Annotated in this window: 22 protein-coding genes; 7 read left to right on the top strand and 15 right to left on the bottom strand. The window is 61.5% G+C overall.

The features are described from left to right. Positions 1 to 45 precede the first annotated feature (45 nt). Positions 46 to 957 (bottom strand): pirin family protein, encoded by a 912-nt coding sequence (locus LJE98_RS03645; protein ID WP_229573484.1) that lies wholly within the window; start codon positions 955 to 957, stop codon positions 46 to 48. A 242-nt stretch (positions 958 to 1199) separates the two neighbouring features. Here LJE98_RS03645 and LJE98_RS03640 point away from each other — a divergent pair, with 242 nt between their 5' ends. Next, the gene (locus LJE98_RS03640) at positions 1200 to 2024 is read left to right on the top strand and encodes a class II glutamine amidotransferase (RefSeq protein WP_229573483.1); all 825 of its coding nucleotides are present in this window, start codon (positions 1200 to 1202) and stop codon (positions 2022 to 2024) included. 9 nt (positions 2025 to 2033) lie between these two features. Here the strand turns inward: LJE98_RS03640 and LJE98_RS03635 are convergent, their stop codons facing one another. The 7 genes from LJE98_RS03635 to ubiE form a co-directional block, all read right to left on the bottom strand. Then, positions 2034 to 2387 (bottom strand): MmcQ/YjbR family DNA-binding protein, encoded by a 354-nt coding sequence (locus tag LJE98_RS03635; RefSeq protein WP_229573482.1) that lies wholly within the window; start codon positions 2385 to 2387, stop codon positions 2034 to 2036. After that, a complete protein-coding gene (gene coaBC / locus LJE98_RS03630) occupies positions 2384 to 3598 on the bottom strand; it encodes a bifunctional phosphopantothenoylcysteine decarboxylase/phosphopantothenate--cysteine ligase CoaBC (protein ID WP_229573481.1) in 1215 nt (404 codons plus the stop codon). The genes LJE98_RS03635 and coaBC overlap by 4 nt, the downstream gene beginning before the upstream one ends. An 89-nt stretch (positions 3599 to 3687) precedes the next feature. Then, on the bottom strand, positions 3688 to 4728 hold the full coding sequence (locus LJE98_RS03625) for a response regulator (RefSeq protein ID WP_229573480.1): 1041 nt from the start codon (positions 4726 to 4728) through the stop codon (positions 3688 to 3690). A 16-nt stretch (positions 4729 to 4744) separates the two neighbouring features. Continuing rightward, positions 4745 to 5182: a response regulator gene (locus tag LJE98_RS03620; RefSeq protein ID WP_229573479.1), complete on the bottom strand. Its 438-nt coding sequence runs from the start codon at positions 5180 to 5182 to the stop codon at positions 4745 to 4747. Positions 5183 to 5184: 2 nt separating this feature from the next. Continuing rightward, positions 5185 to 6672, bottom strand: a complete 1488-nt coding sequence (locus LJE98_RS03615) for a sensor histidine kinase (protein WP_229573478.1) — start codon at positions 6670 to 6672, stop codon at positions 5185 to 5187. A 115-nt stretch (positions 6673 to 6787) separates the two neighbouring features. Next, positions 6788 to 8362, bottom strand: a complete 1575-nt coding sequence (gene ubiB / locus LJE98_RS03610) for a 2-polyprenylphenol 6-hydroxylase (protein WP_229573477.1) — start codon at positions 8360 to 8362, stop codon at positions 6788 to 6790. Between the two features lie 5 nt (positions 8363 to 8367). Beyond that, positions 8368 to 9144: a bifunctional demethylmenaquinone methyltransferase/2-methoxy-6-polyprenyl-1,4-benzoquinol methylase UbiE gene (gene ubiE, locus LJE98_RS03605; RefSeq protein ID WP_229573476.1), complete on the bottom strand. Its 777-nt coding sequence runs from the start codon at positions 9142 to 9144 to the stop codon at positions 8368 to 8370. Positions 9145 to 9281: 137 nt separating this feature from the next. Here ubiE and mutM point away from each other — a divergent pair, with 137 nt between their 5' ends. The 4 genes from mutM (at position 9282) to dnaA (ending at position 13807) form a co-directional block, all read left to right on the top strand. After that, a complete protein-coding gene (gene mutM / locus LJE98_RS03600) occupies positions 9282 to 10172 on the top strand; it encodes a bifunctional DNA-formamidopyrimidine glycosylase/DNA-(apurinic or apyrimidinic site) lyase (protein ID WP_229573475.1) in 891 nt (296 codons plus the stop codon). A 28-nt stretch (positions 10173 to 10200) separates the two neighbouring features. Next, on the top strand, positions 10201 to 10974 hold the full coding sequence (locus tag LJE98_RS03595; protein WP_229573474.1) for an enoyl-CoA hydratase: 774 nt from the start codon (positions 10201 to 10203) through the stop codon (positions 10972 to 10974). Between the two features lie 190 nt (positions 10975 to 11164). Beyond that, positions 11165 to 11431, top strand: coding sequence for a 30S ribosomal protein S20 (gene rpsT / locus LJE98_RS03590; RefSeq protein ID WP_229573473.1), 267 nt, complete (start codon positions 11165 to 11167; stop codon positions 11429 to 11431). Between the two features lie 819 nt (positions 11432 to 12250). Beyond that, on the top strand, positions 12251 to 13807 hold the full coding sequence (gene dnaA, locus LJE98_RS03585) for a chromosomal replication initiator protein DnaA (protein ID WP_229573472.1): 1557 nt from the start codon (positions 12251 to 12253) through the stop codon (positions 13805 to 13807). Positions 13808 to 14022: 215 nt separating this feature from the next. On the opposite strand, the gene hemW is transcribed toward dnaA, so the two are convergent. Genes hemW through rph form a run of 4 tightly spaced genes read right to left on the bottom strand, consistent with a single transcriptional unit; the run spans position 14023 to position 17023 of the window. Beyond that, a complete protein-coding gene (gene hemW / locus LJE98_RS03580; RefSeq protein WP_229573471.1) occupies positions 14023 to 15204 on the bottom strand; it encodes a radical SAM family heme chaperone HemW in 1182 nt (393 codons plus the stop codon). Positions 15205 to 15208: 4 nt separating this feature from the next. Continuing rightward, positions 15209 to 15853: an RdgB/HAM1 family non-canonical purine NTP pyrophosphatase gene (gene rdgB / locus LJE98_RS03575; RefSeq protein WP_229573470.1), complete on the bottom strand. Its 645-nt coding sequence runs from the start codon at positions 15851 to 15853 to the stop codon at positions 15209 to 15211. A gap of 7 nt (positions 15854 to 15860) precedes the next feature. After that, complete coding sequence (locus tag LJE98_RS03570) at positions 15861 to 16274, bottom strand: VOC family protein (protein WP_229573469.1); 414 nt, start codon at positions 16272 to 16274, stop codon at positions 15861 to 15863. 32 nt (positions 16275 to 16306) lie between these two features. Next, on the bottom strand, positions 16307 to 17023 hold the full coding sequence (gene rph, locus LJE98_RS03565; protein ID WP_229573468.1) for a ribonuclease PH: 717 nt from the start codon (positions 17021 to 17023) through the stop codon (positions 16307 to 16309). Between the two features lie 171 nt (positions 17024 to 17194). Between rph and hrcA the strand changes: the two genes are divergently transcribed. Then, on the top strand, positions 17195 to 18283 hold the full coding sequence (hrcA, locus tag LJE98_RS03560) for a heat-inducible transcriptional repressor HrcA (protein ID WP_229573467.1): 1089 nt from the start codon (positions 17195 to 17197) through the stop codon (positions 18281 to 18283). 103 nt (positions 18284 to 18386) lie between these two features. Beyond that, positions 18387 to 19013, top strand: a complete 627-nt coding sequence (grpE, locus tag LJE98_RS03555; RefSeq protein WP_229573466.1) for a nucleotide exchange factor GrpE — start codon at positions 18387 to 18389, stop codon at positions 19011 to 19013. A gap of 77 nt (positions 19014 to 19090) precedes the next feature. Here the strand turns inward: grpE and ptsN are convergent, their stop codons facing one another. From ptsN to rpoN, 3 genes are all read right to left on the bottom strand, one after another. After that, complete coding sequence (gene ptsN / locus LJE98_RS03550; RefSeq protein ID WP_229573465.1) at positions 19091 to 19555, bottom strand: PTS IIA-like nitrogen regulatory protein PtsN; 465 nt, start codon at positions 19553 to 19555, stop codon at positions 19091 to 19093. A gap of 66 nt (positions 19556 to 19621) precedes the next feature. After that, positions 19622 to 20197, bottom strand: coding sequence for a ribosome hibernation-promoting factor, HPF/YfiA family (hpf, locus tag LJE98_RS03545; protein ID WP_229573464.1), 576 nt, complete (start codon positions 20195 to 20197; stop codon positions 19622 to 19624). 223 nt (positions 20198 to 20420) lie between these two features. Beyond that, a complete protein-coding gene (gene rpoN / locus LJE98_RS03540) occupies positions 20421 to 21986 on the bottom strand; it encodes an RNA polymerase factor sigma-54 (protein ID WP_229573463.1) in 1566 nt (521 codons plus the stop codon). Between the last annotated feature and the right edge of the window lie 76 nt (positions 21987 to 22062).

Below are 22062 nucleotides of genomic sequence, written 5' to 3'. Positions count from 1 at the left end.
CCGGCGGTGGAGTGCCGCCGGGCAAGGTGAACTTGACTGCGGGGTTTAATGCTCGGCCTTGATAAAGGTTCCGTTCTGCAGCTCCTTCATCGCCTGCATCAGCTCTTCGTGGGTGTTCATCACGATCGGCCCGTGCCAGGCGACGGGCTCCTTGATCGGCTTGCCTGTCACGAGAAGGAAACGGATACCCTGCTCGCCCGCCTGCACGATAATCTCGTCGCCGGTGTCGAAGACGACGAGCGTACGGTTTCCGGAGAGGTCGCGGATATTCAGCTCTTCGCCTAGATACTCCTTCTCGACCTTGACGCCGAAGGGCGTCGACGCATCGCGGAACGACCCGGAGCCGGCGAAGATATAGGCAAATGCCGAGCGATAGGTATCGACCGGGAAGGACTTGCGCTTGCCCGGCGGCACCGAAATGTCGAGATAGACCGGTTCGGCGGCAATCCCGTCGACCGGGCCGTTCTTGCCCCAGAATTCGCCGGAGATGACACGGACCGAAGTCCCGTCATCGTCCACGACGACCGGAATGTCGGCTGACTTGATGTCCTGATAGCGCGGCTTCGTCATCTTCAGCGACGAGGGCAGGTTGGCCCAGAGCTGGAAACCGTGCATGCGGCCGGCGAAATCGCCCTTTGGCATTTCCTGGTGCAGGATCCCGCTACCGGCCGTCATCCACTGCAGGTCACCGGCGCCCAGCATACCTTGATTGCCCAGGCTATCGCCATGTTCGACGGTCCCGGCAAGCACATAGGTGATCGTCTCGATGCCGCGATGCGGATGCCACGGAAAGCCGCGGACATAATCGCTCGGCGTGTCGTTGCGGAAGTCGTCCATCATCAGGAACGGATCGGTCATGTCAGGATCGCCGAATCCGAAGACGCGGTGCAGCTTGACGCCGGCGCCTTCCATGGTCGGCGTGGCGCGGCTCTCATGTTTGACGGGACGTATGGACATCGGGGATCTCCTCGGAACGAAAGGCTTCGGTTGCAGCCAATATAGACGATCGAAGGAGGCTGCGGAGGAGCGCCAAAAGCAACGCAGTGTTCACTTTTGCTCGTGTTGCACTGCGGAAAGCCATTGCCGGCCCGGATAAATATCTGTCATGAAAGCAGTGACGTTTGCAAATCGTTAGCCATTCGAGCCAAGACTGGATGAAAGTCGTCGGTGGTTCGGCGGATTGGGAGTTGTAAGGACATATGTGTCGCTGGGCAGCCTATCGCGGAGTTCCGATCTTCCTGGAGGAGCTCGTCACCTCGCCCGCTCATTCCCTGATCGAGCAATCCCATTGCGCAACACGCGCGAAAACTGCGACCAATGCCGATGGTTTCGGCATCGCCTGGTATGGTGATCGCCCCGAGCCCGGCCGGTTCCGCGATGTTCTCCCCGCCTGGTCCGACTGCAATCTGAAGAGCCTTGCCCGCCAGATCCGTTCGCCGCTCTTTCTTGCCCATGTGCGTGCCGCGACCCATGGCGCGACGCGTCGCGACAATTGCCATCCCTTCGTGCATGGAAACTGGTCCTTCATGCACAATGGCCAGATCGACAATTTCGATCGCATCCGCCGCCCCATGGAAGGCATGCTGGACGACGAACATTTCCACGCCCGCGTCGGTACCACCGACAGCGAACTCCTCTTCCTGCTCGCCCTGCAGTTTGGTCTGCGGGAGCGCCCGATCGCCGCCATGAGCGAGGCCGTCGGCTTCGTCGAACAGATCAGCCTGCATTTGACCGGCGAGGCCAGGATTCGCCTGACGGCGGCTTTTTCCGACGGCGAGACGCTCTATGCGGTTCGCTACTCCACCGACGAGCACGCCCCCACGCTCTATGCCGCCCCCATGGGGCCGAAGGGAAGCTACTGCCTCGTCTCGGAACCCCTGAACGACGAGACGGACACCTGGGTGGAAATCACGGCCGGCAGTGCCGTGATCCTCAATGGGAACGGGCTGGATGCCGCTGAGTTCAAGCCGCAGGTCGAACGCATCAGGCTCGATCAGGTACGCCAGCCCGCTATGGCCGGCTAACTTCTCCCGTCAAGCTGGGATCCCCAGTTCTGCCCGCAGCTTCCTGGTCAGGCCACCGGCCACCAAGCGATGCGAGCGGCGGATGTACTCTGCTATCTCTGCTGCAGCGAGTTCCGTCTCCGGATCGACCGTCACCCATTTGCGCTTGGCGAAGTAGGGGGCCTGCGCCACGCCACCGAGTGCCGTCAGGATCTCGAAACTTTCCTCGCTTACCTTGAAGCAGATCCGCCGTTCGGCATCGGTCAGCAGTGTGAAGACCTTGTCGCCCACCTTGGCCACTCGGGCGTCCCACTGGTCGACAAGACTGGTTCCTGGCAGGCTCCGCACGAGCGCCTCGAATCCGTCCCGGTCGAAAAGACTCATGCGCCGGTTCCCCCGATCTGGGTGGCGATCCACATCGCCAGTCGCTCGGCCACTTCGCTCTTGGTGAGATCGGGCCATGCCTCGACTCCGTCATGCGAAATCAGGCGAACCCGGTTACGGTCGCCACCCATCACGCCGGTCTCGGGGGAGACATCATTGGCGACGATCAGGTCGGCACCCTTGCGCTCGAGTTTGGCCCGACCATTGTCCTCGACATTCTCCGTCTCGGCAGCAAAGCCGACGACGAGGCGCGGGCGCTCGGGGTGGCGTCCGATTGTTTTCAGAATATCGGGGTTTTCGGCGAGCTGCAGCGGTGGCGGCGCCTCGCCGGGCTGCTTCTTGATCTTCTGCTCCGCCGAGGCCGCGACCCGCCAGTCGGCCACGGCAGCGACCATGACCGCGATGTCGACCGGCAGCGTGGAAATCACGGCATCGCGCATCTCTTCGGCGCGCTCGACATGCAATGTCCGAACGCCCTCGGGGTCGGGTATGATCACAGGCCCTGAGACGAGGGTCACATCTGCACCAAGCCGGGCCAGTGCCGCCGCGATCGCATGTCCCTGCTTGCCGGAAGAGCGGTTTGCGATGTAGCGCACGGGATCGATCGGCTCATGTGTCGGCCCGGAGGTGACGACTGCCTTCAGCCCGGCGAGGGGCCTGGGTCCCGAAAGCAGATCCTCAACGCGGGCGACGACCTCCAGCGGTTCGGCCATGCGTCCGCGCCCGCGTTCGCCACTCTCAGCCATCTCGCCTTCCATTGGCCCGATCGCCTGGATCCCGTCGCGCTGGAGCACGGAAAAATTCCGCCGTGTGGCCGCATGGGACCACATTTTCGGGTTCATCGCAGGCGCGATCAGCACAGGGCGATCAGTGGCGAGCAATACGGTCGAGGCCAGATCGTCGGCAAGCCCGTTCGCCATCTTCGCCATCAGGTCAGCGGTGGCGGGCGCGACGAGCACGAGATCGCATTCCCGCGCCAGTCGGATGTGGCCCACATCCTGTTCGTCTTCGCGGGAGAAGAGTTCGGTATAGACATGGGAGGCCGAGAGGGCGCCCACGGCGAGCGGTGTGACAAATTCCTGCGCCCCTCGCGTCATGATCGGGCGCACGTCAGCACCGCGCTCGCGAAGCCTGCGAATGAGGTCGAGGCTCTTATAGGCGGCGATACCGCCCGCGATAATCAGCAAAATACGCTTTCCGGCCAAGGTCATGCAAAGGGACCCCTTTCTGTCGGCCGGACCCTAGCGCAAATTCTGCGGGTGGAAAATGCTTGAAGAACAAGACTGGTAAACGGAGCGGATCAACCATTCGTGCCGAGGCGGAGCGGCACCTCCGCGACTGTTCCGCGCTCGGTTTCAAGGTAACGCAGACCCGTCCCGAGCGTTGCGGCCATCGACTTGACGATGCGACTGCCGAGCCCTGTTCCCTTCGGCGCGCAATCAGGATCGATGCCTACGCCGTCGTCCTCCACGCGCAGTATCGCCTCCTCGACCGAGATCGTCTTGAGCGTCACCCGGATGTCCCCACTCTGCCCCTGGGGATAGGCATATTTGAAGGCATTGGTGACGAGTTCCGTGACCACCATGCCGACGGATACGGCCTTGTCGGCGGTCAGCGTGATCGGATCGGCATCGAGGAGCAGACGGATCGGCCTTTCGGCGCTGTGCAACGAATTGTAGAGCTCGACTGTCAGGCGATTGAGATAACGGTCGAGTTCGACCTTGCTGACGTCGTCGGAGGTATAGAGGCTGCGATGCATGCCGGCGATCGCCGAGATCCGCGCCTGGGTTTCGGCGAGTTCCGCCTTGACCTCCTCGCTGCGGGCACTCGAGATCTGCAATCGGAGAAGGCTCGCCACGAGCGCCAGCGAATTGGCAACACGGTGATTGACTTCGGCAAGCAGCGCCTCCGCCCTTTCCTTGCCAAGCCGGATCTCTTCGTCAGCCTTCGCCTTGGCCGCCCGCAACTGGGCATTGGCGACGGACTGCTCGATGGCGCTCGTCAGCAGGGAAAGGAAGTCGTCACTGACCGTCTTGATCACGTAGTCGGCCGCGCCAGCCTTGATCGCCTCGATTGCAACCTGGGCCTCGTTGGAGCCCGTGACATAGACGACGGGCAAATCGACCTTGCTCTCGCGCATCTGCGCGAGAACTTCGTGGCCTGTGCCGTGTCGCAGATAATGGTCGAGCACGACGACGTCGAAGCCTTCGCTGTGCATCCGCTCGAGCGCCGTTGTTGGGTTTTCGGCATGGGACACTTCGTGCCCCAGCCGACCCAGATGCTTCTGCACCAGCCGCGCGATGGCCGCATCATCGTCGATGTAGAGGACGCGGAATCTCATCGACGCTGATCCGCGGTCATGGGATCTGCATGACGGAGAAGAAGAGACCGAGCTGGCGGATCGCGTTGGCGAAATTGTCGTAATCGACGGGTTTGGTAATATAGACATTGGCCCCGAGGTCATAGCACCGCTGGATCTCCCGCTCGTCATCCGTCGTGGTGAGGATGACGACCGGCAGCCGCCGCGTATGCGGATTGGATTTGATCTGGTCGAGAATATCGGTGCCCGACATGTCCGGTAGATTGAGGTCGAGCAGGATCAGAAGGTAACGATCTTCCGAAGCCTTGCCGCTGCGATCCTTTCCAAGAACGTAGTCGAGCGCCGCGGTCCCGTTGGTAAACGGGATGATCTCGTTGTGCACGCCGGCGCGCCGCACGTTCTTCTCGATGAGACGGGCGTGACCCTCGTCGTCTTCAACCATGATGATGGTGACTTCTTTACCCACGGCTTTCATATTCAACTCCGTACCAAGCGTGACAGATCAGATGGCAGTCGCAGTACGAAGGTCGATCCCTTCCCTAGGCGGGACCGAACTGTGATCTCCCCACCCAGGTTGCGCGCAAGCGAGCGGACATGGGCGAGACCGATGCCTTCGCCGGACTGGTCCTGATGGCCGGACCGCCGGAAGAGTTCGAAGATGCGTTCGTGATCCTGTTCTGCAATGCCACGGCCATTGTCCTCCACTTCGATCCGAACCATGAGCCGCCCTTCGGGCGCGGTTCGGACAGCGAGGGCCAAAGGCCGATCCGGATGCTTGTACTTTATCGCATTGTCGAAAAGGTTACCGAGAATCTGTTCGACCGAAAGCCGGTCGGTGTTGAGGCGGGGCGCCTTGATGTCGAGGTCGATGTTTCCGTCGCTCTCACTGATCTGATGATAGACGCTCGCGGTGATGGTCTCGAGCATCGGTTGCAGTTCCACGATCTCGGGCTTCAGCTGGCGCCGGCCGTCGCGGGAAATCTTGAGGATGGCGTTGATCAGGCCGTCCATCTTCTTCGTTGACGAACGAATGAAGCCGATTGCTTCCGGCAGGTCCTCGGCCGCCGCCAGCCGCGCCTCGTGGATCTGCTCCTCCGATATGGCTTTGCCGTCGTTCAGCACATAGGCCTGCAACGCCTTCAGCGAAGCATCCAGTTCCGCCGTGAAGCCCATGATGTTGACCAGCGGCGCACGCAGGTCGTGGGTCACGATATAGGCGAAACGCTGAATTTCCTGGTTGGCCTGCATCAGGTCCTCGGTGCGTTCCGCAACGCGCGCCTCGAGGCCTTCGTTCAGGACTTCCACCTCGCGGCGGGAGGACGCAAGTGCCCGGACATGTTGCGCGACGACGAGGAGCGCGCCGCCCATGACGGCGATAATGGCGATGCCGCCACCGATGGTGATCCATTGAAGCTGTTGTGTGGCGGCAAGTTGGTCTTGGGTTCCGCTTTCGACATTGGCGTCGGACAGTTCCTTGAACCGATCGAGTATCTCGCGGATGTCGTCCATCAACTCGCGGCCGACATCGCTCTGGACGAGCTCGATGGCCTGATCCGGCTCGCCGCTCCGCACGAGATTGATTGTCTGCCCCATCTCGTCCAGCTTGCTGCGGACCCTGTCGCGCAGCTCAGCCATCTGCGCGGCTTTGATCGGCCGATCCTTCACGGCTTCGCCAAGCTGTGCCAGGTCGTCCCGGATCTCGGCGGTGGCGCCTTCGTAGGGCTGCAGGAACAGCTCGTCGCGTGTGATGACGAAGCCACGCTGGCCGGTCTCGGCATCCGTCAGCTTCTGCATCAGGTCGGCCGACATGCGACGGATGCTGCGCTCCTGCAGGATGTAGTCGAAAGTCGAGCGCGTGCGCTCGACGAGACCGAGGGTCGCGACGATGATCCCGATGAGAATTCCGGTGCCGATCAGGAGAAAGAGCAGCGTGGACCGAACGAAGCCGGTTTGGGTGGCAGACATGGTGCTCCTGAGGGAACAAAGAAAGCATAATGCCGTTGCAACGCCGCTTGTGCGGCATTGTTCCATCAAGACATCAAGAAAATTTGGTCCAAACGCGCGGCGTTTGGGCGTGAGATCAGGAGACCTGGACCGCAATCACGACGGCAGCCGCAGCAATGACCCAGAGCGCCACCCGGCCGAACCGTGTGTGCCGGGCCTCCGCAAGTCCGATGCGCTCGGCCGTGTCGGCGTCGAAGCGAAGCCCTTCCTCGCTCATGCGCACGATTTCGCCATGCAGCTTTTCGGTCTTGGCCGCGATCTCCGGCAGCGCCTCGGCCAGCCTCAGGGCCGCCTTCGCGCCATCCTTCAGGTCGGTCGCGATCCGCTTAGGCCCGAGATTGTCGCGGATCCAGTGCGAAACGACGGGCTCTGCGGCCTTCCACATGTTGAAACGAGGATTGAGGATGCGCGAAACGCCCTCGACCACAACCATGGTCTTCTGCAGCATCACGAGTTCCGGACGCGTTTCCATGTCGAAGATTTCGGTGACCTCGAACAGCAGCGTCAGCAGCTTGCCCATCGAGATGGTCTCTGCCGGCTGTCCGTGGATTGGCTCGCCGATCGCCCGGATCGCCTGGGCGAAGCTCGCGACATTGTGGTGCGATGGAACGTAGCCCGCCTCGAAATGGACCTCCGCCACGCGCATGTAGTCGCGGGTAATGAAACCATAGAGGATCTCGGCGAGGAAGCGGCGCTCCTTCTTGCCCAGACGCCCGGCAATGCCCATGTCGACCGCGACAATCATGCCGGCGGGATCCACGAAGAGATTGCCGGGATGCATGTCGGCATGGAAGAATCCGTCACGAAGCGTATGGCGCAGGAAGGACTGGATCAGCGTGTCGGCCAGCGCATCAAGGTCGTGCCCGGCGGCCAGAAGTCCTTCGACATCAGACATCTTGATGCCGTCGATCCATTCCATGGTGACGACGTCGCGTCCTGTCCGCTCCCAGTCCACGGTGGGGACGCGGAACCCGGGATCCTCCTTGGTATTCTCGGCAATTTCTGAAAGAGCGGCGGCCTCGAGCCGCAGATCCATTTCGACCTTGGTGGTCTGCTCGAGCGTCCTGGTCACCTCGACCGGTCTCAGCCGTCGGGTATGCGGCAGGAAGCGCTCCTGCAGATGCGCCACCAGATACATGGCCTCGAGATCGGCGGCGAAGCGCTTGCGCACGCCGGGACGGATCACCTTCACGGCCACCTTGCGCCGTCCCTCCGGTGTGTCCACCTCGGCCGGATGCACCTGCGCAATCGATGCGGCGGCAATCGGCTCGTCGAAGCGCGCGTAGAGATCTTCAATCGTCCGGCCAAGAGACTCACGGATCGTGGCTCTGGCTGCTTCGGTCGGGAAGAATGCCATGCGGTCCTGAAGGCAAGACAGATCCTCGGCGAAATCCGCGCCGACGACATCCGGTCGGGTTGCGAGAAACTGGCCGATCTTCACATAGGAAGGGCCCAGCCGTGCGACCGCATTGGCCAGTCGATCGGCCCGGTCGACGGATTTGGCTCGGCTGCGGGCAAGCGGAGCCACGGCCGCCTTGGCGAAGCCGACGAAGGGAGGCAAACCTTCTGATGGCAGCGCCGCCACGACGCCTTCCCGCACCAGCACCCAGCCGACCCGCGCCAGTCGGAAATATGCACCGATCGTGCTCATGCGCCTCAGATCTTCCAGCCGGAATGCAGGGCTGCGATCCCGCCGGTATAGTTGGTGTAGCGCACGTTGGCGAAACCGGCCCGTTCGATCATCCGGGCGAAATCCGGCTGGTTGGGAAACTTGCGGATCGATTCCACGAGATACTGATAGGGCTCGGCATCGCCGGTAATCATCTTGCCAAAGCGCGGGATCGCATTGAACGACCAGGCGTCGTAGACCTTGTCGAGCAGCGGCATCTCCACTTCGGAGAATTCCAGCACCAGCAGTCGTCCACCGCGCTTCAATACCCGGAACGCTTCCGACAGCGCCACGTCGATATGCGGCACGTTGCGGATGCCGAACGCAATCGTATAGGCGTCAAAGCTCTTGTCCTCGAAAGGAAGGCTTTCGGCATTGGCCTCGACGAAGGTGAGGTTGGGGGAGAGCCCCTTCTTTTCTGCCCGCTCGGCGCCGACGCCGAGCATCGAGCCATTGATGTCGAGCACGGTTGCATGGGCCAAGCGGTTCGAGGCTTCGACAATGCGAAACGCGATGTCGCCCGTGCCGCCGGCAACGTCGAGGATCTTGTAATTCGGATCCTTGCGCGGATTGAGGGCCGCCACCATTGCATCCTTCCAGACGCGGTGCAGACCGGCCGACATCACGTCGTTCATGATGTCGTAGCGCTTGGCCACCTTGTGGAAGACCTCGTTGACCAGGCCCTGCTTTTCCTGCTCGTCGACCTGGCGGAAGCCATAGGAGGTTTCCATGCCACCCTCGGCGGAAATGCGGCTTGCAGTCATCGGTTCACTCCACGTAACGGACAGGTCGGGCGGACCATAGCGAAAAGGGCTCTCACGCGCTATCTGCGCAGGACACCGGCTTCAAGGCTGGTCTATAGACCGTAAAACAGGCGCTTCAAACAGAAAGATGGGCTGAAATGCCGGAATTGCCAGAGGTTGAGACAGTCAGACGCGGTCTGGCACCCGCCGTGGAGGGCGCCAGATTGCAGCGCCTGGAGCTTCGGCGCCCGGATCTGCGCTTTCCCCTGCCGCGCGATTTTGCCGCAAGGGTAGAAGGACGCCGGATCCTCGCCTTGTCGCGTCGGGCAAAGTACCTGCTGATCGATTTCGAAGACGACCTGACGATCATTGCCCATCTCGGCATGTCCGGCTCTTTCCGCATCGAGGCAGAGGAGGGGGCTAATCTGCCCGGCGTCTTCCACCACGAGCGCAGCAAGGACGAAAAGCACGACCACGTCGTCTTCCATCTCGACCGCCCGGAAGGCGCCGTCCGTGTCGTCTATAATGACCCGCGCCGTTTCGGCTTCATGGAGCTGATGGCGCGCTCCGAACTCGACACTTATCCGGCCTTCCGCGATCTCGGTCCCGAGCCGGTCGGCAACCGGCTCTCCGCCGACTATCTGGCCACGCGTTTCGCCGGTCGCAGCCAGCCGCTGAAAAGCGCTCTGCTGGACCAGAAAGTGATTGCTGGTCTCGGCAATATCTATGTCTGCGAGGCGCTCTGGCGCTCGCATCTCTCCCCCACCCGCAAGGTATCCACACTGGTGACGGCAAAGGGCAGGCCCAAGGCTGAGCTCGCGGTGCTGACCGACGCGATCCGCGAGGTCATTGCGGATGCGATCCAGGCGGGCGGCTCGTCATTGCGTGACCATATCCAGGCAGACGGCACGCTGGGCTACTTCCAGCATTCCTTCCGGACCTACGACCGGGAAGGCAAGCCCTGCCTCTCGAATGGTTGCCAGGGTACCGTCGAAAGAATAGTTCAATCGGGCCGCTCTACATTCTATTGTCGGGCCTGCCAGAAATGAGGCCAAAGGCCGCGCAAGGGAGGAAGTCATGTCATATGAAACCCTGTTGATCGAACGCCGCGATCGGGTGGCGCTGATCACCCTCAACCGGCCCCAGGCGCTGAACGCCCTGAATTCCACCGTCATGCGCGAGCTCGGGCAGCTTCTGGCCGAGCTGCAGGCCGATGCCGCGATCGGTGCCGTCGTGCTCACCGGTTCGGAAAAGGCCTTTGCGGCGGGTGCCGACATCAAGGAAATGCAGTCGCTCGATTTCGTTGACGTCTATACCGGCAATTTTATCAGCGGCTGGGATGCGATCGCCGGCTTCAGCAAGCCTTTCATTGCGGCCGTGTCCGGCTTCGCGCTCGGTGGTGGCTGCGAGCTCGCCATGATGTGCGACTTTATCATCGCCTCGAAGAGCGCGAAGTTTGGCCAGCCCGAGATCACGCTCGGCGTCATGCCCGGCATGGGGGGCTCGCAGCGCCTTACCCGCGCAGTTGGCAAGGCCAAGGCCATGGATCTTTGCCTGACCGGCCGGATGATGGATGCGATCGAGGCAGAAAGCGCCGGCCTCGTTGCCCGCGTGGTCGAACCGGAGCGCTTGCTCGACGAGGCGCTGGAAGCGGCGGCAAAGATCGCATCCTACTCGTTGCCATCCGTGATGATGACCAAGGAGGCGGTCAACCGCGCTTTCGAGCAGACTCTGACCGAGGGGTTGCGCTTCGAGCGCCGCCTGTTCCATTCTCTCTTTGCCACCGAAGACCAGAAGGAGGGCATGGCCGCCTTCGTTGAGAAGCGCAAGCCGGCCTTCCGGAACAGATAAGCGCAAGGGAGGGCGCGATTCCTGTCGAATCCGCGTTGACGCATTCGCGCTTTCCCGCTATATGCCCGCCCACGGTTGGGAAAGCCATTGCGCTTTCTCATGAAGCAGCTCCCCAAGTGCTGGTATGGCAGGTCGCAACGACCCGACGCGGCGATGGTGGGCTTTGGTTTGAATTTCGAGAGAGGCATCCATGGCCAACACTTCTTCGGCGAAAAAGGCGACCCGCAAGATCGCTCGCCGCACTGCAGTCAATAAGGCTCGTCGTTCGCGGGTCCGTGGTTTCATCCGCAAGGTCGAAGAAGCCATCGCTTCTGGTGACGCTTCGGTTGCCAAGGATGCACTTCAGGCTGCCCAGCCGGAGATCCAGCGCGCCGCCACCAAGGGCGTAGTTCACGCCAACACGGCATCGCGCAAGATTTCGCGTCTCGCCGCTCGTGTGAAGGCCTTGGCTGTCTAATTTTAGACACTGTTTCGACATTTTCTGAAGAGCCTGGCGTTTCGCCGGGCTTTTCGTCGTTTCCGTTTCGGCGGTGTTGAGCTGGCGCATTGTAATGCGGTGAAACAAGCTTACTTGTCAGTCGCATGACATAAAATATCTAATCATTACATTGGCTTGAGAGAGGTCGTCAGCTTCGCCTCCACTTTCCGTCGGGGGAGGTTGGGCGCCTTGTGAGTCAAGAGATTTTTTATTTTTCTGCTCTGCCGGAGGTCCATTTTGCCGCCGGCCATGAATCTCCTTGATTCAAAAGCATTTCTTTTTCGACCGAATGTGACGCAAAAATGAAGTACCAAGAGTCAATGGCCGCCGCCGGAGTTTGCGTAAAAATCCCGGTTGATCTTGCCATTTGATCCTGCCTTAATGGCCTCCAGCAAGGGGGCAGGGAAACCTCCGAAACGACGGCTCGGACGGCAGCAATGTGGTCTGGACCAGTCTACCCTTGCCGGAGCGGAGTGTTTCCATTCCGTTTTATCATAAAGTGTTCGGCGTTGCATCGGAGACGTAGTCGTCTCCGCGCGATGAGGATTTGTGTCTTGTCTGCAGCATTGCAGATCGGGCCGGAGAATTACGAGCCGCATGTCGAGGATGCGGTTCGGGGGACAAGGGACGACCATCGTCTTGAGGGGGCGAGGGGCAAGTCATGCGGGTGCTTTCGGCTGAAGCACCCTTGTGATGCGTCTGGGGACTGTCGACCCTTCGGGGTTGGCGCGAGATGAAGCGGCTGTCGGGCGAGCATTGAAGCGCCCTACACCAGGAATGATTTTGGAAGGCGGCAATATGCACATGAACTCGATGACGGCCAGTGCGTTGGTAAACGGGGACAATGCACAGTCGGCGCTTGGCGTCGCGTGCTCCGACGGAGCAGGAGAGAATGCCGGAATGACACATAGCGACCTCTTCGACCGCTTCAGCAAAAGACTGAAGGCGCAGGTCGGGGTTGATGTCTACCAGAGCTGGTTCGCCCGCCTTAAGCTGCATTCGGCTTCCAAGAGCGTGGTTCGGCTGACGGTTCCCACGACCTTCCTGAAGTCCTGGATCAATAACCGTTACCTGGATCTGATCACGTCGATCTTCCAGGCGGAGGATCCGTCGATCCTGAAGATCGAGATCATGGTCCGCACCGCCAGCCGCAACACCCGCGGCCCGATCATGGACGAGCGTCAGGTGGGTTCCGAGCCCGCACCCCAGCAGACCACAGCGCGCAAGACAGGCCCGCAGGGCATCGGCCAGATCGCCTCGCCGCCCGGCCCGTCGTCGGTCACGGGCCGCGCGACAAGCACGGCAAGCCCGCTCTTCGGCTCGCCGCTCGACAGCCGTTACACCTTCGATGGTTTTGTCGAAGGCGCGTCGAACCGGGTAGCACTCGCGGCCGCCAAAACCATCGCCGAAGCCGGCGCTGGCGCCGTACGCTTCAACCCGCTCTTCATTCATTCCTCCGTCGGCCTCGGCAAGACGCATCTGTTGCAGGCGATCGCCAATGCCGCAGTGCACAGCCCACGCGCGCCGCGCGTGGTCTATCTGACCGCCGAATATTTCATGTGGCGCTTTGCCACCGCCATCCGTGACAATGATGCCCTCACGCTGAAGGACTCGCTGCGCAACATCGACCTCCTGATCATCGACGACATGCAGTTCCTGCAGGGAAAGATGATCCAGCACGAGTTCTGCCATCTGCTCAACATGCTGCTTGACAGCGCAAAGCAGGTCGTCGTCGCCGCCGACCGTGCGCCCTGGGAACTGGAATCGCTTGACCCGCGTGTTCGTTCGCGTCTCCAGGGTGGCGTTGCCATCGAAATGGAAGCGCCTGACTACGATATGCGTCTCGACATGATGAAGTCGCGCCTGGAAGTCGTCCGCAAGGATGACGCTTCGATCGACATCCCCGCCGAGATCCTGGAACATGTTGCGCGCAACATCACCAGCAGCGGCCGCGACCTGGAAGGTGCCTTCAACCAGCTTCTGTTCCGCCGTTCCTTCGAGCCGAACCTGTCGATCGAACGCGTCGATGAACTGCTCGCCCATCTTGTCGGCGCGGGCGATCAGAAGCGCGTGCGCATCGAGGACATCCAGCGCGTCGTCGCTCGTCACTACAATGTTTCGCGCCAGGAACTGGTGTCCAACCGCCGCACCCGCGTCATCGTCAAGCCGCGCCAGATCGCCATGTATCTGTCGAAGACGCTGACCCCGCGCTCCTTCCCGGAGATCGGTCGCCGCTTCGGCGGTCGTGACCACACGACGGTTTTGCATGCGGTTCGCAAGATCGAAGAGCTGATCTCGGCCGACCAGAAGCTGTCGCAGGAGATTGAACTCCTGCGTCGCCTGATCAACGAATAAGTGAACAACCGCAGACTTTGAGGCCACCGAGATCCCGAAACGGGCTCTTGGTGGCCTTTCCGTGTCCGGACGCGGTCAGACGCGGGCGATCGCGATGATCTCGGGGTTACGATCCAGATGAGACGGGCGATCTCAACTTTCCAGAAGTTTCATTTCAGCATAGCCCGCAGTCAACGACGAGGCTGTATTCCCGCGTTCCGCCAGGCGCATCTTCCTCAGCAGGCGAGGTCTGCGACGACGGCGTTGAGGATCAGCATCCCGGTTGGTGTTACCCGAAGCCTCGAATTGCCCAGCCGCTCGATGAAGCCCTGTTCGAGCAGAAACTGCTCCTTGTCGGGATCGGGATCGCGACCGGAAAGCTGCTGCCACCGGGCGAGATCGACGCCTTCGCGCAGGCGAAGCCCCATCAGAAGCAATTCGTCGGCCTGCGCCTCGTGATCGAGCTCTTCGCGTTCGATCATCCCGTGGCCATTCTGCTCGACGGCAGAAAGCCAGGTTTCCGGATGCCGCTCGGCCACCGTCGCAATCTTCGTCCGCCCCTGCGTCAAACGCCCATGCGCTCCGGGTCCGACGCCGGCGTAATCACCGTAGCGCCAGTAGGTGAGGTTGTGCCGGCTCTCGGCACCCGGGCGGGCATGGTTCGACACCTCATAGGCCGGAAGCCCTTCTCGCGCGGTAATTTCCTGCGTCGCCTCGTAAAGCGTTGCCGCATGTTCATCGTCGGGCACGATCAGCTTGCCGGCCTTGTGCAGACCGTAAAAGGCTGTGCCCTCCTCGATGGTCAGCTGGTAGAGCGACAGATGGTCGACGGCATAGGACATCGCTTCCTTCAGTTCACGCTCCCATGCCTCCACGGTCTGGTTGGGCCTGGCATAGATCAGATCGAAGGACATGCGCGGAAAGATCTCGCGCGCCAGCCGGATGGCTTTCAGCGCATCAGCGACGTCATGCAGCCGGCCGAGAAAACGCAGGTCCGGATCGTTCAGCGCCTGCACACCGAGCGAGACGCGGTTGACCCCGGCAGCCCGGTAGCCGTGAAAGCGGGTCGCCTCGACGCTGGAGGGATTGGCCTCCATCGTGATTTCGATGCCATCGGGCATGTGCCAGTTGGCGGCAATCCCATCAAGGATGGCGCCGACCGTCGCGGGATCCATCAACGAGGGCGTGCCACCGCCCATGAAAACGCTGGTGACCGTCTTCGGCCCGGAGAGCGCCCTGATCGCCTTCATCTCGGCGAGGAATGCCGAGACAAAGCGAGCCTGATCCACGGGCCGGTGGCGTACATGGCTGTTGAAGTCGCAGTAAGGGCATTTGGCCGCGCAGAAAGGCCAATGCACATAGACGCCGAAGCCGGGTTCTCCCGTGTCAGGTAGAAGCGTGAAGGACCGGTCGGTCAAGGGGTCAGGCCTCCAGGCAGGTTTCGACGAAGAGCTTGAAGGCACGGGCGCGGTGCGACAGCGCTGCTGCATCGCCCGGTTTCCAGCCGTGCTTCTCGTCCGCGGTCATCTCGCCGAAGGTGCGCTCATGGCCTTCCGGCTGGAAGATCGGGTCATAGCCGAAGCCGGCGGACCCACGCGGCGGCCAAGCAACGGTGCCCTCGACCTCGCCCCGGAAAAATTCGGTATGGCCATCGGGCCAGGCGAGGCAGAGCACGCTGACAAAGCGGCAGCTCCGTTTCGCCGGATCAGAAGCGCCGCGTTCTGCAAGCGCCGTCTCGACCTTTTCCATCGCCATGGCAAAGTCGCGACTGCCATCCTCGCGTTCGGCCCAGTTGGCTGTGTAGACGCCGGGCGCGCCGTCGAGTGCGTCGATAACCAGGCCGCTGTCGTCGGAGAGGGCTGGCAGGCCAGACGCCTTGGCTGAGGCCAGCGCCTTGATCGCGGCATTTTCCTCGAAGGTCGTGCCGGTTTCATCCGGTTCGACGAAGTTGAGGTCCTTGGCCGACTTGGCGGAAAAGCCGAAGGGGCCGATCAGGTCGGCGATCTCGGCGATCTTGCCGGCATTGTGGCTGGCGACGACGATGGTGCGGGTATCAAGTTTGCGCATGCGGTCCTCAGAGATTCCAGAGTTTCGGTTCGGCGCATTCCAGGCTGTTGCCGGCGGGATCGCGGAAATAGATCGAGCGGGCGCCACCGGGCCAGCGGAAATCGGATTCGATGGTGATCCCGGCGGAAATCAACCGTGCCACCATGGCGTCGAGTGCATCGCCGGATACGCGGAAACACAGGTGACCCGCGCCGCTCGCGCCATGTGCCGGAACCGGCAGCGAACCTGCTGGCGCTGGCTTTGCCGTCTCGGCCGCATTGAAGATCAGCACCACCGTCTGCCCGCAGCGGAAGAAGATGTGCCGATCGTCATGCCGTGCGATGCGTTCCAGGCCCAGTACGGCGCCATAGAAATGCTCGGCGGCGTCGAGGTCGGACGCATAGAGCGCCGCTTCCAGAACGCCTTCGATCTCCCCTGCCATCCGCCCGGCCTCTTCGCCTCAGTCCCGAGGTCTCAGCCGATCGCCTGCTTCTGCAGGGCGACCAGTTCGTCGATCCCGTTGCGGGCAAGGCCGAGCAGGATCAGAAACTCGTCCTGGCTGAATGGCTTGCCTTCGGCCGTGCCCTGGATCTCGACGATGCCGCCGGTTCCGGTCATGACGAAATTGGCATCCGTCTCGGCTGCCGAGTCTTCCAGATAATCGAGGTCGATCACCGGCTGGGTCGCGAAGATGCCGCAGGAGACGGCCGCGATATGATCCTTCAGGACCTTCTCGACCTTGATCATGCTGCGGGTTTCCATCCACTTCAGGCAATCATGCAGCGCGATCCACGCGCCGGTAATCGCCGCAGTTCGCGTTCCGCCATCGGCCTGAATGACGTCGCAGTCGATCGAAATCTGCCGCTCGCCGAGCGCTTCCAGATCGACGACAGCGCGCAGCGAGCGACCGATCAGCCGCTGGATTTCCTGCGTGCGGCCGCTCTGCTTGCCGGCGGAGGCCTCGCGGCGCATGCGGTCGCCGGTGGCGCGCGGCAGCATGCCGTATTCGGCCGTCACCCAGCCCTTGCCGGAATTGCGCAGCCACGGCGGGGTCTTGTCTTCGAGGCTTGCCGTGCACAGCACATGAGTATCGCCGAATTTGACCAGGCAGGAGCCTTCCGCATGCTTGGAAAAGTTGCGCTCGAACGAAACCTTGCGCATTTGATCGGTTTTTCTGCCGGATGGCCGCATTGCAATCTCCTGGGTTGTCTGTTGCCTTCTAAGGAGGGAGCTGCGTATTTGCAAAGAAAAACCATGTCGCGGCACGCAGTGGCGCGCCGGACGCGATTTATTCCTTGGTCATCCCGTGCGCTGTGACTATATTTCCGTCATGAAACATCTGAGATCCAGTCCGCTCCGCCAATGGCATCACTGAAGACGACCGTCGCAGACGTTTCCGCTTCCCTGGACGATCGTTCAAGGGAAGTGTTTCGCCGCATCGTCGAGACCTATCTCGACTCGGGCGATCCGCTCGGCTCCCGCAGTCTTTCGCGTCTCCTCCCGATGTCGCTTTCGCCGGCCTCTGTGCGCAATGTCATGAGCGATCTCGAGGATCTCGGCCTCATCTATGCGCCGCATGTCAGCGCCGGGCGCCTGCCGACGCAAGCCGGCCTGCGTTTTTTCGTCGATGCCTTCATGCAGGTCGGCGATCTCTCGGATGGCGAGCGCGACGAGATCGAACGGCAGATCCGGCCGACCAGCGCCGACCAGCCGATGGAAGCCATGCTCACCGAGGCGAGCCGCATGCTGTCCGGGCTTTCGCGCGGTGCAGGCCTTGTCATTTCGTCCAAGAACGACCCGATCCTGAAGCATGTCGAATTCATCCGGCTGGAGCCGACCAAGGCGCTCGCAGTCCTTGTCGGCGAGCACAACCAGATCGAAAACCGCATCATCGACCTTCCGGCCGGCGTGACCGCGTCGCAGCTGACGGAAGCGGCCAATTTCCTCAATGCCAATCTTGCAGGCCAGACGATGCGGGAATTGCGCAGCCAGATCGAGAAGCTCAAGACGCAGGTCGCGAGCGAGCTTGATACGCTGTCGCGCGATCTCGTCGAGCGCGGGCTCGCGGTCTGGTCGGGCGAGGTTGCAGACAAACAGCCGGCGCGGCTCATCGTGCGCGGCCGGGCCAATCTCCTCGAAGGGCTGGTCGGTTCAGACGACATCGACCGGCTGCGGCTTCTCTTCGACGACCTGGAACGCAAGGAAAGCCTGATCGAAATCCTCGATCTGGCGGAGACCGGGCCGGGTGTGCGGATCTTCATCGGCTCGGAAAACAAGCTTTTCTCGCTGTCCGGCTCGTCTTTGATCGTCGCACCCTATCGTGACGGCGAAGATCGCATCGTCGGTGCTGTCGGCGTTATTGGACCCACGCGCCTCAATTATTCGCGCATCGTTCCCATGGTCGATTACACCGCGCAGCTCATGGCCAGGCTATCGCGCGGCCAGCGGTGAGCAATTTCCCTGCAAACCCTTGATTTTTTCGCGCCAAACCCTGATATCGGGCACGCATTCGAAACCTTGAGCTTCGAAAACGAGACATTATCCGGAGAACGTCATGACCGAAGAAACCAACAAGAACGGACCTGACGCGGCAGCCCTCGAGGCAGAAGGAACCGCGACCCCCGAAGGGCAGGTTGCAGACGAAGGTGAGGCCTCCGCTGAGCAGCAGCCTGATCCTGTCGAGGCGTTGAAGGCGGAGAACGCCGACCTGCGCGATCGCTTCCTGAGGCTCGCAGCTGAGATGGACAATCTTCGCCGCCGCACCGATCGCGAGATCAAGGATGCCAAGTCCTATGCGGTCACGGGTTTCGCACGGGACATGCTTTCGGTGTCCGACAACCTGCGCCGCGCCATCGAGACCTTGCCCGACGAGGCCCGTGCTGCAGCGGATGCAGCTTGGACGGCCCTGATCGAGGGCGTTGAAATGACGGAGCGGGGCATGCTCTCGACCCTGGAGCGTCATGGCGTTCGCAAGATCGAGGCGGAAGGCCAGAAGTTCGACCCGAATTTCCACCAGGCCATGTTCGAGGTTCCCAACCCGAATGTTGCAAACAACACGGTCGTTCAGGTCGTTCAGGCAGGTTACGCCATCGGCGAGCGCGTCCTGCGGCCGGCCATGGTCGGCGTCGCCAAGGGCGGCCCAAAGACGGAAGCCTCAACCGATGACACCTCGAAGGCGTGACAGGCAGAGACCGCCCTTGAATCAAAAAGCGCCTCCTGGGGCGCTTTTTTTTGGCTCATCTTTGGGAGCTGAGGGTATCAGGCGGCGTTCGACGCCTGTTCCTCGTTGAGGAAGGTGTAGATAGCCGACGCCGATTCCGTCGCCCGCAGCTTGGCCACGAGATCCTGATCGCGCAGGACACGGGCGATCCGAGATAGCGCTTTCAAGTGATCCGCACCAGCACCTTCGGGGGCCAGGAGAAGGAAGACCAGATCAACCGGCTGGTCGTCCAGAGCCTCGAAATCCACGGGCGTCTCAAGACGCGCGAAGATCCCGGTGATCTTGCTGATCTTGTTCAGTTTTCCATGGGGGATGGCAATCCCGTTGCCGACGCCGGTAGAGCCGAGCCGCTCGCGCTGCAGGATGACGTCGAATATTTCCCGTTCCGGAATGTCGGTGAGCTTGGAAGCTTTGGCCGCAAGTTCCTGAAGCAGCTGCTTCTTGGAGTTCACCCGGAGTGTAGGTACGACAGCATCCTGCTGCAGCAAATCTGCCAATGCCATATCAATGTCCTTCATGCCTCGGATCGAGGAGCGGGCGACTGCAAAAGACAGCCGCCCTTCCGATCTTCAGCCTTTGATGTTGGCGGAATCGATCCACCCGATATTACCGTCATTCCGACGATAAACGATATTCAATTGTTCTTTTCCCGGGCTTCTGAACAGAAGAACGGGTTCGTCGGTCATGTCGAGTGCCATCACGGCGGTCGCCACCGACATGGTGCGGAGTTGCTTCGTGCTTTCCGCGACGATTGTCGGCGAAAAATCGTCCGGCACTTCATCATGCTCGTCGTCTACGGAATCCATGACCGTGTAGGCCACCTCGATCGACGGGTTCTGTGCTTCCCCGGCGTGGTGATCCTTCAGCTTGCGCTTGTAGCGTCGCAGGCGCTTCTCGACGCGTTCGCACGCGGTGTCGAAGGCCACTTGAGGATCATTGGCCTCGCCTGCGGCATGCAGGTTAGCGCCGGTATCAAGATGCACCAGGCAATCGGCGGCGAAGCGCGACTGCGACTTCGTGACGACCACTTGCCCGGAATACCCTCCGTCGAAGTATTTGGTAACCGCATCCTGGATTCGGTCTTCGATCCGCTGGCGGAAAGTTTCACCGATTTCCATCTGCTTGCCGGATACACGCACACTCATGGAGTTTCCCTTCTTATGATTGGTTGCATATCCATTTTACGCCAAGCGACGTCCGCGTCCAAGCTTTTCGAGCGGTTCGGTCAGTCTGTGCCTTCGTTTGTCGGGCGTAGTCCAGGGCACTTTCCCCTGAGCGACAGTGTGCGCTGTCGATTGCGGCGCGCTTCTAGCCGCCCTCGGGAGAAGAGTCAATCTCCCGTTAATCTTTGCGTCGGGAAGGCGGCGTTCAGCCGGCCGAAATCTTCGCCATCGCCCGCTTTTCCCGGCGTCTCTGCACGGAGGAGGGGATGTTCATTGACTCTCGGTATTTCGCTACGGTGCGACGGGCGAGGTCGACGCCGCCAGACTTCAACTGATCGACGATGTCATCGTCGGAGAGCACGGCCTCGGGGCTTTCCTGGGTGATCAGGGCGCGGATCCTGTGTCGCACGGATTCCGCGGAGTGACTGTCACCGCCCTCGGCCGAGGCGATGGAGACGCTGAAGAAATATTTCAGCTCGAACAGCCCGCGCGGCGTCATCATGTATTTGTTTGTCGTGACGCGGCTGACGGTCGACTCGTGCATCTTGATCGCATCCGCCACCGTCTTCAGATTGAGCGGGCGCAGGTGATCGACGCCATGATCGAGAAAGGCCGACTGCTGCCGCACGATCTCGGCGGCGACCTTGGTGATGGTGCGCGCGCGCTGGTCGAGGCTTCGGGTCAGCCAGTTTGCATTCTGCATGCATTCCGACATGAAGGCCTGGTCCGGCGTGTCTTTGGAGGCGCCCCGCCGCCCGACGGCTGCCATGTAGCTATGGTTCACGAGCACTCGGGGAAGCGCATCCGGGTTCAGTTCCACCCGCCAGCCGCCCTGACCGTCGGGGCGGACCACGATGTCCGGTGTCACTGATTCGCTTATCGAATGTTCGAACGGGCTGCCGGGCTTGGGGTTGAGCTTGCGGATTTCCGCCAGCATGTCGATGAGGTCTTCCTCGTCGACGGCACAAATCTTCTTCAGCGTTGCGAAGTCGCGCTTGGCCAGCAGGTCCAGATTGTCGATGAGCCCGGCCATGGCCGGATCGTAACGGTCCCGCTGTTGAAGCTGGATCGTCAGGCACTCGCTCAGCGAGCGCGCAAACACACCTGCCGGCTCGAGCGTCTGAAGGGTCTTCAACGCAGCTTCGATATCAGCCAGCGAAATGCCAAGTCGTGCGGAAATCTCGGCGAGATCCGCGCGCAGATAGCCGGCTTCGTCGAGATGGTCGATCAGTACGGCCGCGAGCAGCTGATCCGGGGGCGAGGTGAGTGCGAAGGGCACCTGCTGGTTCAGGTGGTCGCGCAGACTGATCTGGCCCGCGACGAAGTCATCGAGGTCGAAGCCTTCGCTTCCCTCGCCGGATTGGCCCGGCATCGACTTCCACTGTCCGAGCAGTTCGGGGGCGTCAGGGCGTTGCGCCGAGCCCTCATCGGCAAACGCCGTGTCGTAATTCGTATCCAGTCGGTCGCTCAGCCGTTCGGTGGCGCCATGCTCGTACCAGTCGCTGTCGAGCGACGGTGTCGCTGCCATGTCGTCAGCAGGTGTCTCCTGCTGGCTGGCGCTCCCGTGTCGGTCGGCATTGTCCGGTATCTCGCCGCCCAAATCTCCATCATCTGCCGCCATTTCGAGCAGCGGATTGCGCTCCACTTCCTGAGAGATGAACTGCATCAGTTCGAGGTGAGTCATCTGCAGCAGCTGAATTGATTGCATCAGCTGTGGGGTCATCACCAGCGACTGGCTCTGTCGCAGGAATAGGTTGGCGGATAAGGCCATGGCGGACGTTCGACTCCCCTACATTCCCCCGCAGCCCCGCCATTGATGGCGGGATAATCGACTTGGCCCAAAAATT

Origin of the sequence: Rhizobium sp. 'Codium 1', from assembly GCF_020889605.1 — a bacterium.
Lineage (GTDB): Bacteria > Pseudomonadota > Alphaproteobacteria > Rhizobiales > Rhizobiaceae > Allorhizobium > Allorhizobium algae.
Note: the sequence above shows the minus strand (reverse complement) of the source record. Positions and strands in the feature narration are given on the sequence as shown.

Excerpts from the sequence above, each read along its gene's own strand:
- mutM (WP_229573475.1), top strand. The coding sequence starts at position 9,282 with ATGCCGGAATTGCCAGAGGTTGAGACAGTCAGACGCGGTCTGGCACCC.
- hpf (WP_229573464.1), bottom strand. The coding sequence starts at position 20,197 with ATGAGTGTGCGTGTATCCGGCAAGCAGATGGAAATCGGTGAAACTTTC.
- LJE98_RS03620 (WP_229573479.1), bottom strand. The coding sequence starts at position 5,182 with ATGAAAGCCGTGGGTAAAGAAGTCACCATCATCATGGTTGAAGACGAC.
- rph (WP_229573468.1), bottom strand. The coding sequence starts at position 17,023 with ATGCGGCCATCCGGCAGAAAAACCGATCAAATGCGCAAGGTTTCGTTC.
- LJE98_RS03570 (WP_229573469.1), bottom strand. The coding sequence starts at position 16,274 with ATGGCAGGGGAGATCGAAGGCGTTCTGGAAGCGGCGCTCTATGCGTCC.
- LJE98_RS03595 (WP_229573474.1), top strand. The coding sequence starts at position 10,201 with ATGTCATATGAAACCCTGTTGATCGAACGCCGCGATCGGGTGGCGCTG.
- LJE98_RS03625 (WP_229573480.1), bottom strand. The coding sequence starts at position 4,728 with ATGAGATTCCGCGTCCTCTACATCGACGATGATGCGGCCATCGCGCGG.
- rdgB (WP_229573470.1), bottom strand. The coding sequence starts at position 15,853 with ATGCGCAAACTTGATACCCGCACCATCGTCGTCGCCAGCCACAATGCC.
- rpoN (WP_229573463.1), bottom strand. The coding sequence starts at position 21,986 with ATGGCCTTATCCGCCAACCTATTCCTGCGACAGAGCCAGTCGCTGGTG.
- rpsT (WP_229573473.1), top strand. The coding sequence starts at position 11,165 with ATGGCCAACACTTCTTCGGCGAAAAAGGCGACCCGCAAGATCGCTCGC.
- LJE98_RS03615 (WP_229573478.1), bottom strand. The coding sequence starts at position 6,672 with ATGTCTGCCACCCAAACCGGCTTCGTTCGGTCCACGCTGCTCTTTCTC.
- ubiB (WP_229573477.1), bottom strand. The coding sequence starts at position 8,362 with ATGAGCACGATCGGTGCATATTTCCGACTGGCGCGGGTCGGCTGGGTG.
- ptsN (WP_229573465.1), bottom strand. The coding sequence starts at position 19,555 with ATGGCATTGGCAGATTTGCTGCAGCAGGATGCTGTCGTACCTACACTC.
- grpE (WP_229573466.1), top strand. The coding sequence starts at position 18,387 with ATGACCGAAGAAACCAACAAGAACGGACCTGACGCGGCAGCCCTCGAG.
- LJE98_RS03645 (WP_229573484.1), bottom strand. The coding sequence starts at position 957 with ATGTCCATACGTCCCGTCAAACATGAGAGCCGCGCCACGCCGACCATG.
- dnaA (WP_229573472.1), top strand. The coding sequence starts at position 12,251 with ATGCACATGAACTCGATGACGGCCAGTGCGTTGGTAAACGGGGACAAT.
- LJE98_RS03635 (WP_229573482.1), bottom strand. The coding sequence starts at position 2,387 with ATGAGTCTTTTCGACCGGGACGGATTCGAGGCGCTCGTGCGGAGCCTG.
- ubiE (WP_229573476.1), bottom strand. The coding sequence starts at position 9,144 with ATGACTGCAAGCCGCATTTCCGCCGAGGGTGGCATGGAAACCTCCTAT.
- hrcA (WP_229573467.1), top strand. The coding sequence starts at position 17,195 with ATGGCATCACTGAAGACGACCGTCGCAGACGTTTCCGCTTCCCTGGAC.
- LJE98_RS03640 (WP_229573483.1), top strand. The coding sequence starts at position 1,200 with ATGTGTCGCTGGGCAGCCTATCGCGGAGTTCCGATCTTCCTGGAGGAG.
- coaBC (WP_229573481.1), bottom strand. The coding sequence starts at position 3,598 with ATGACCTTGGCCGGAAAGCGTATTTTGCTGATTATCGCGGGCGGTATC.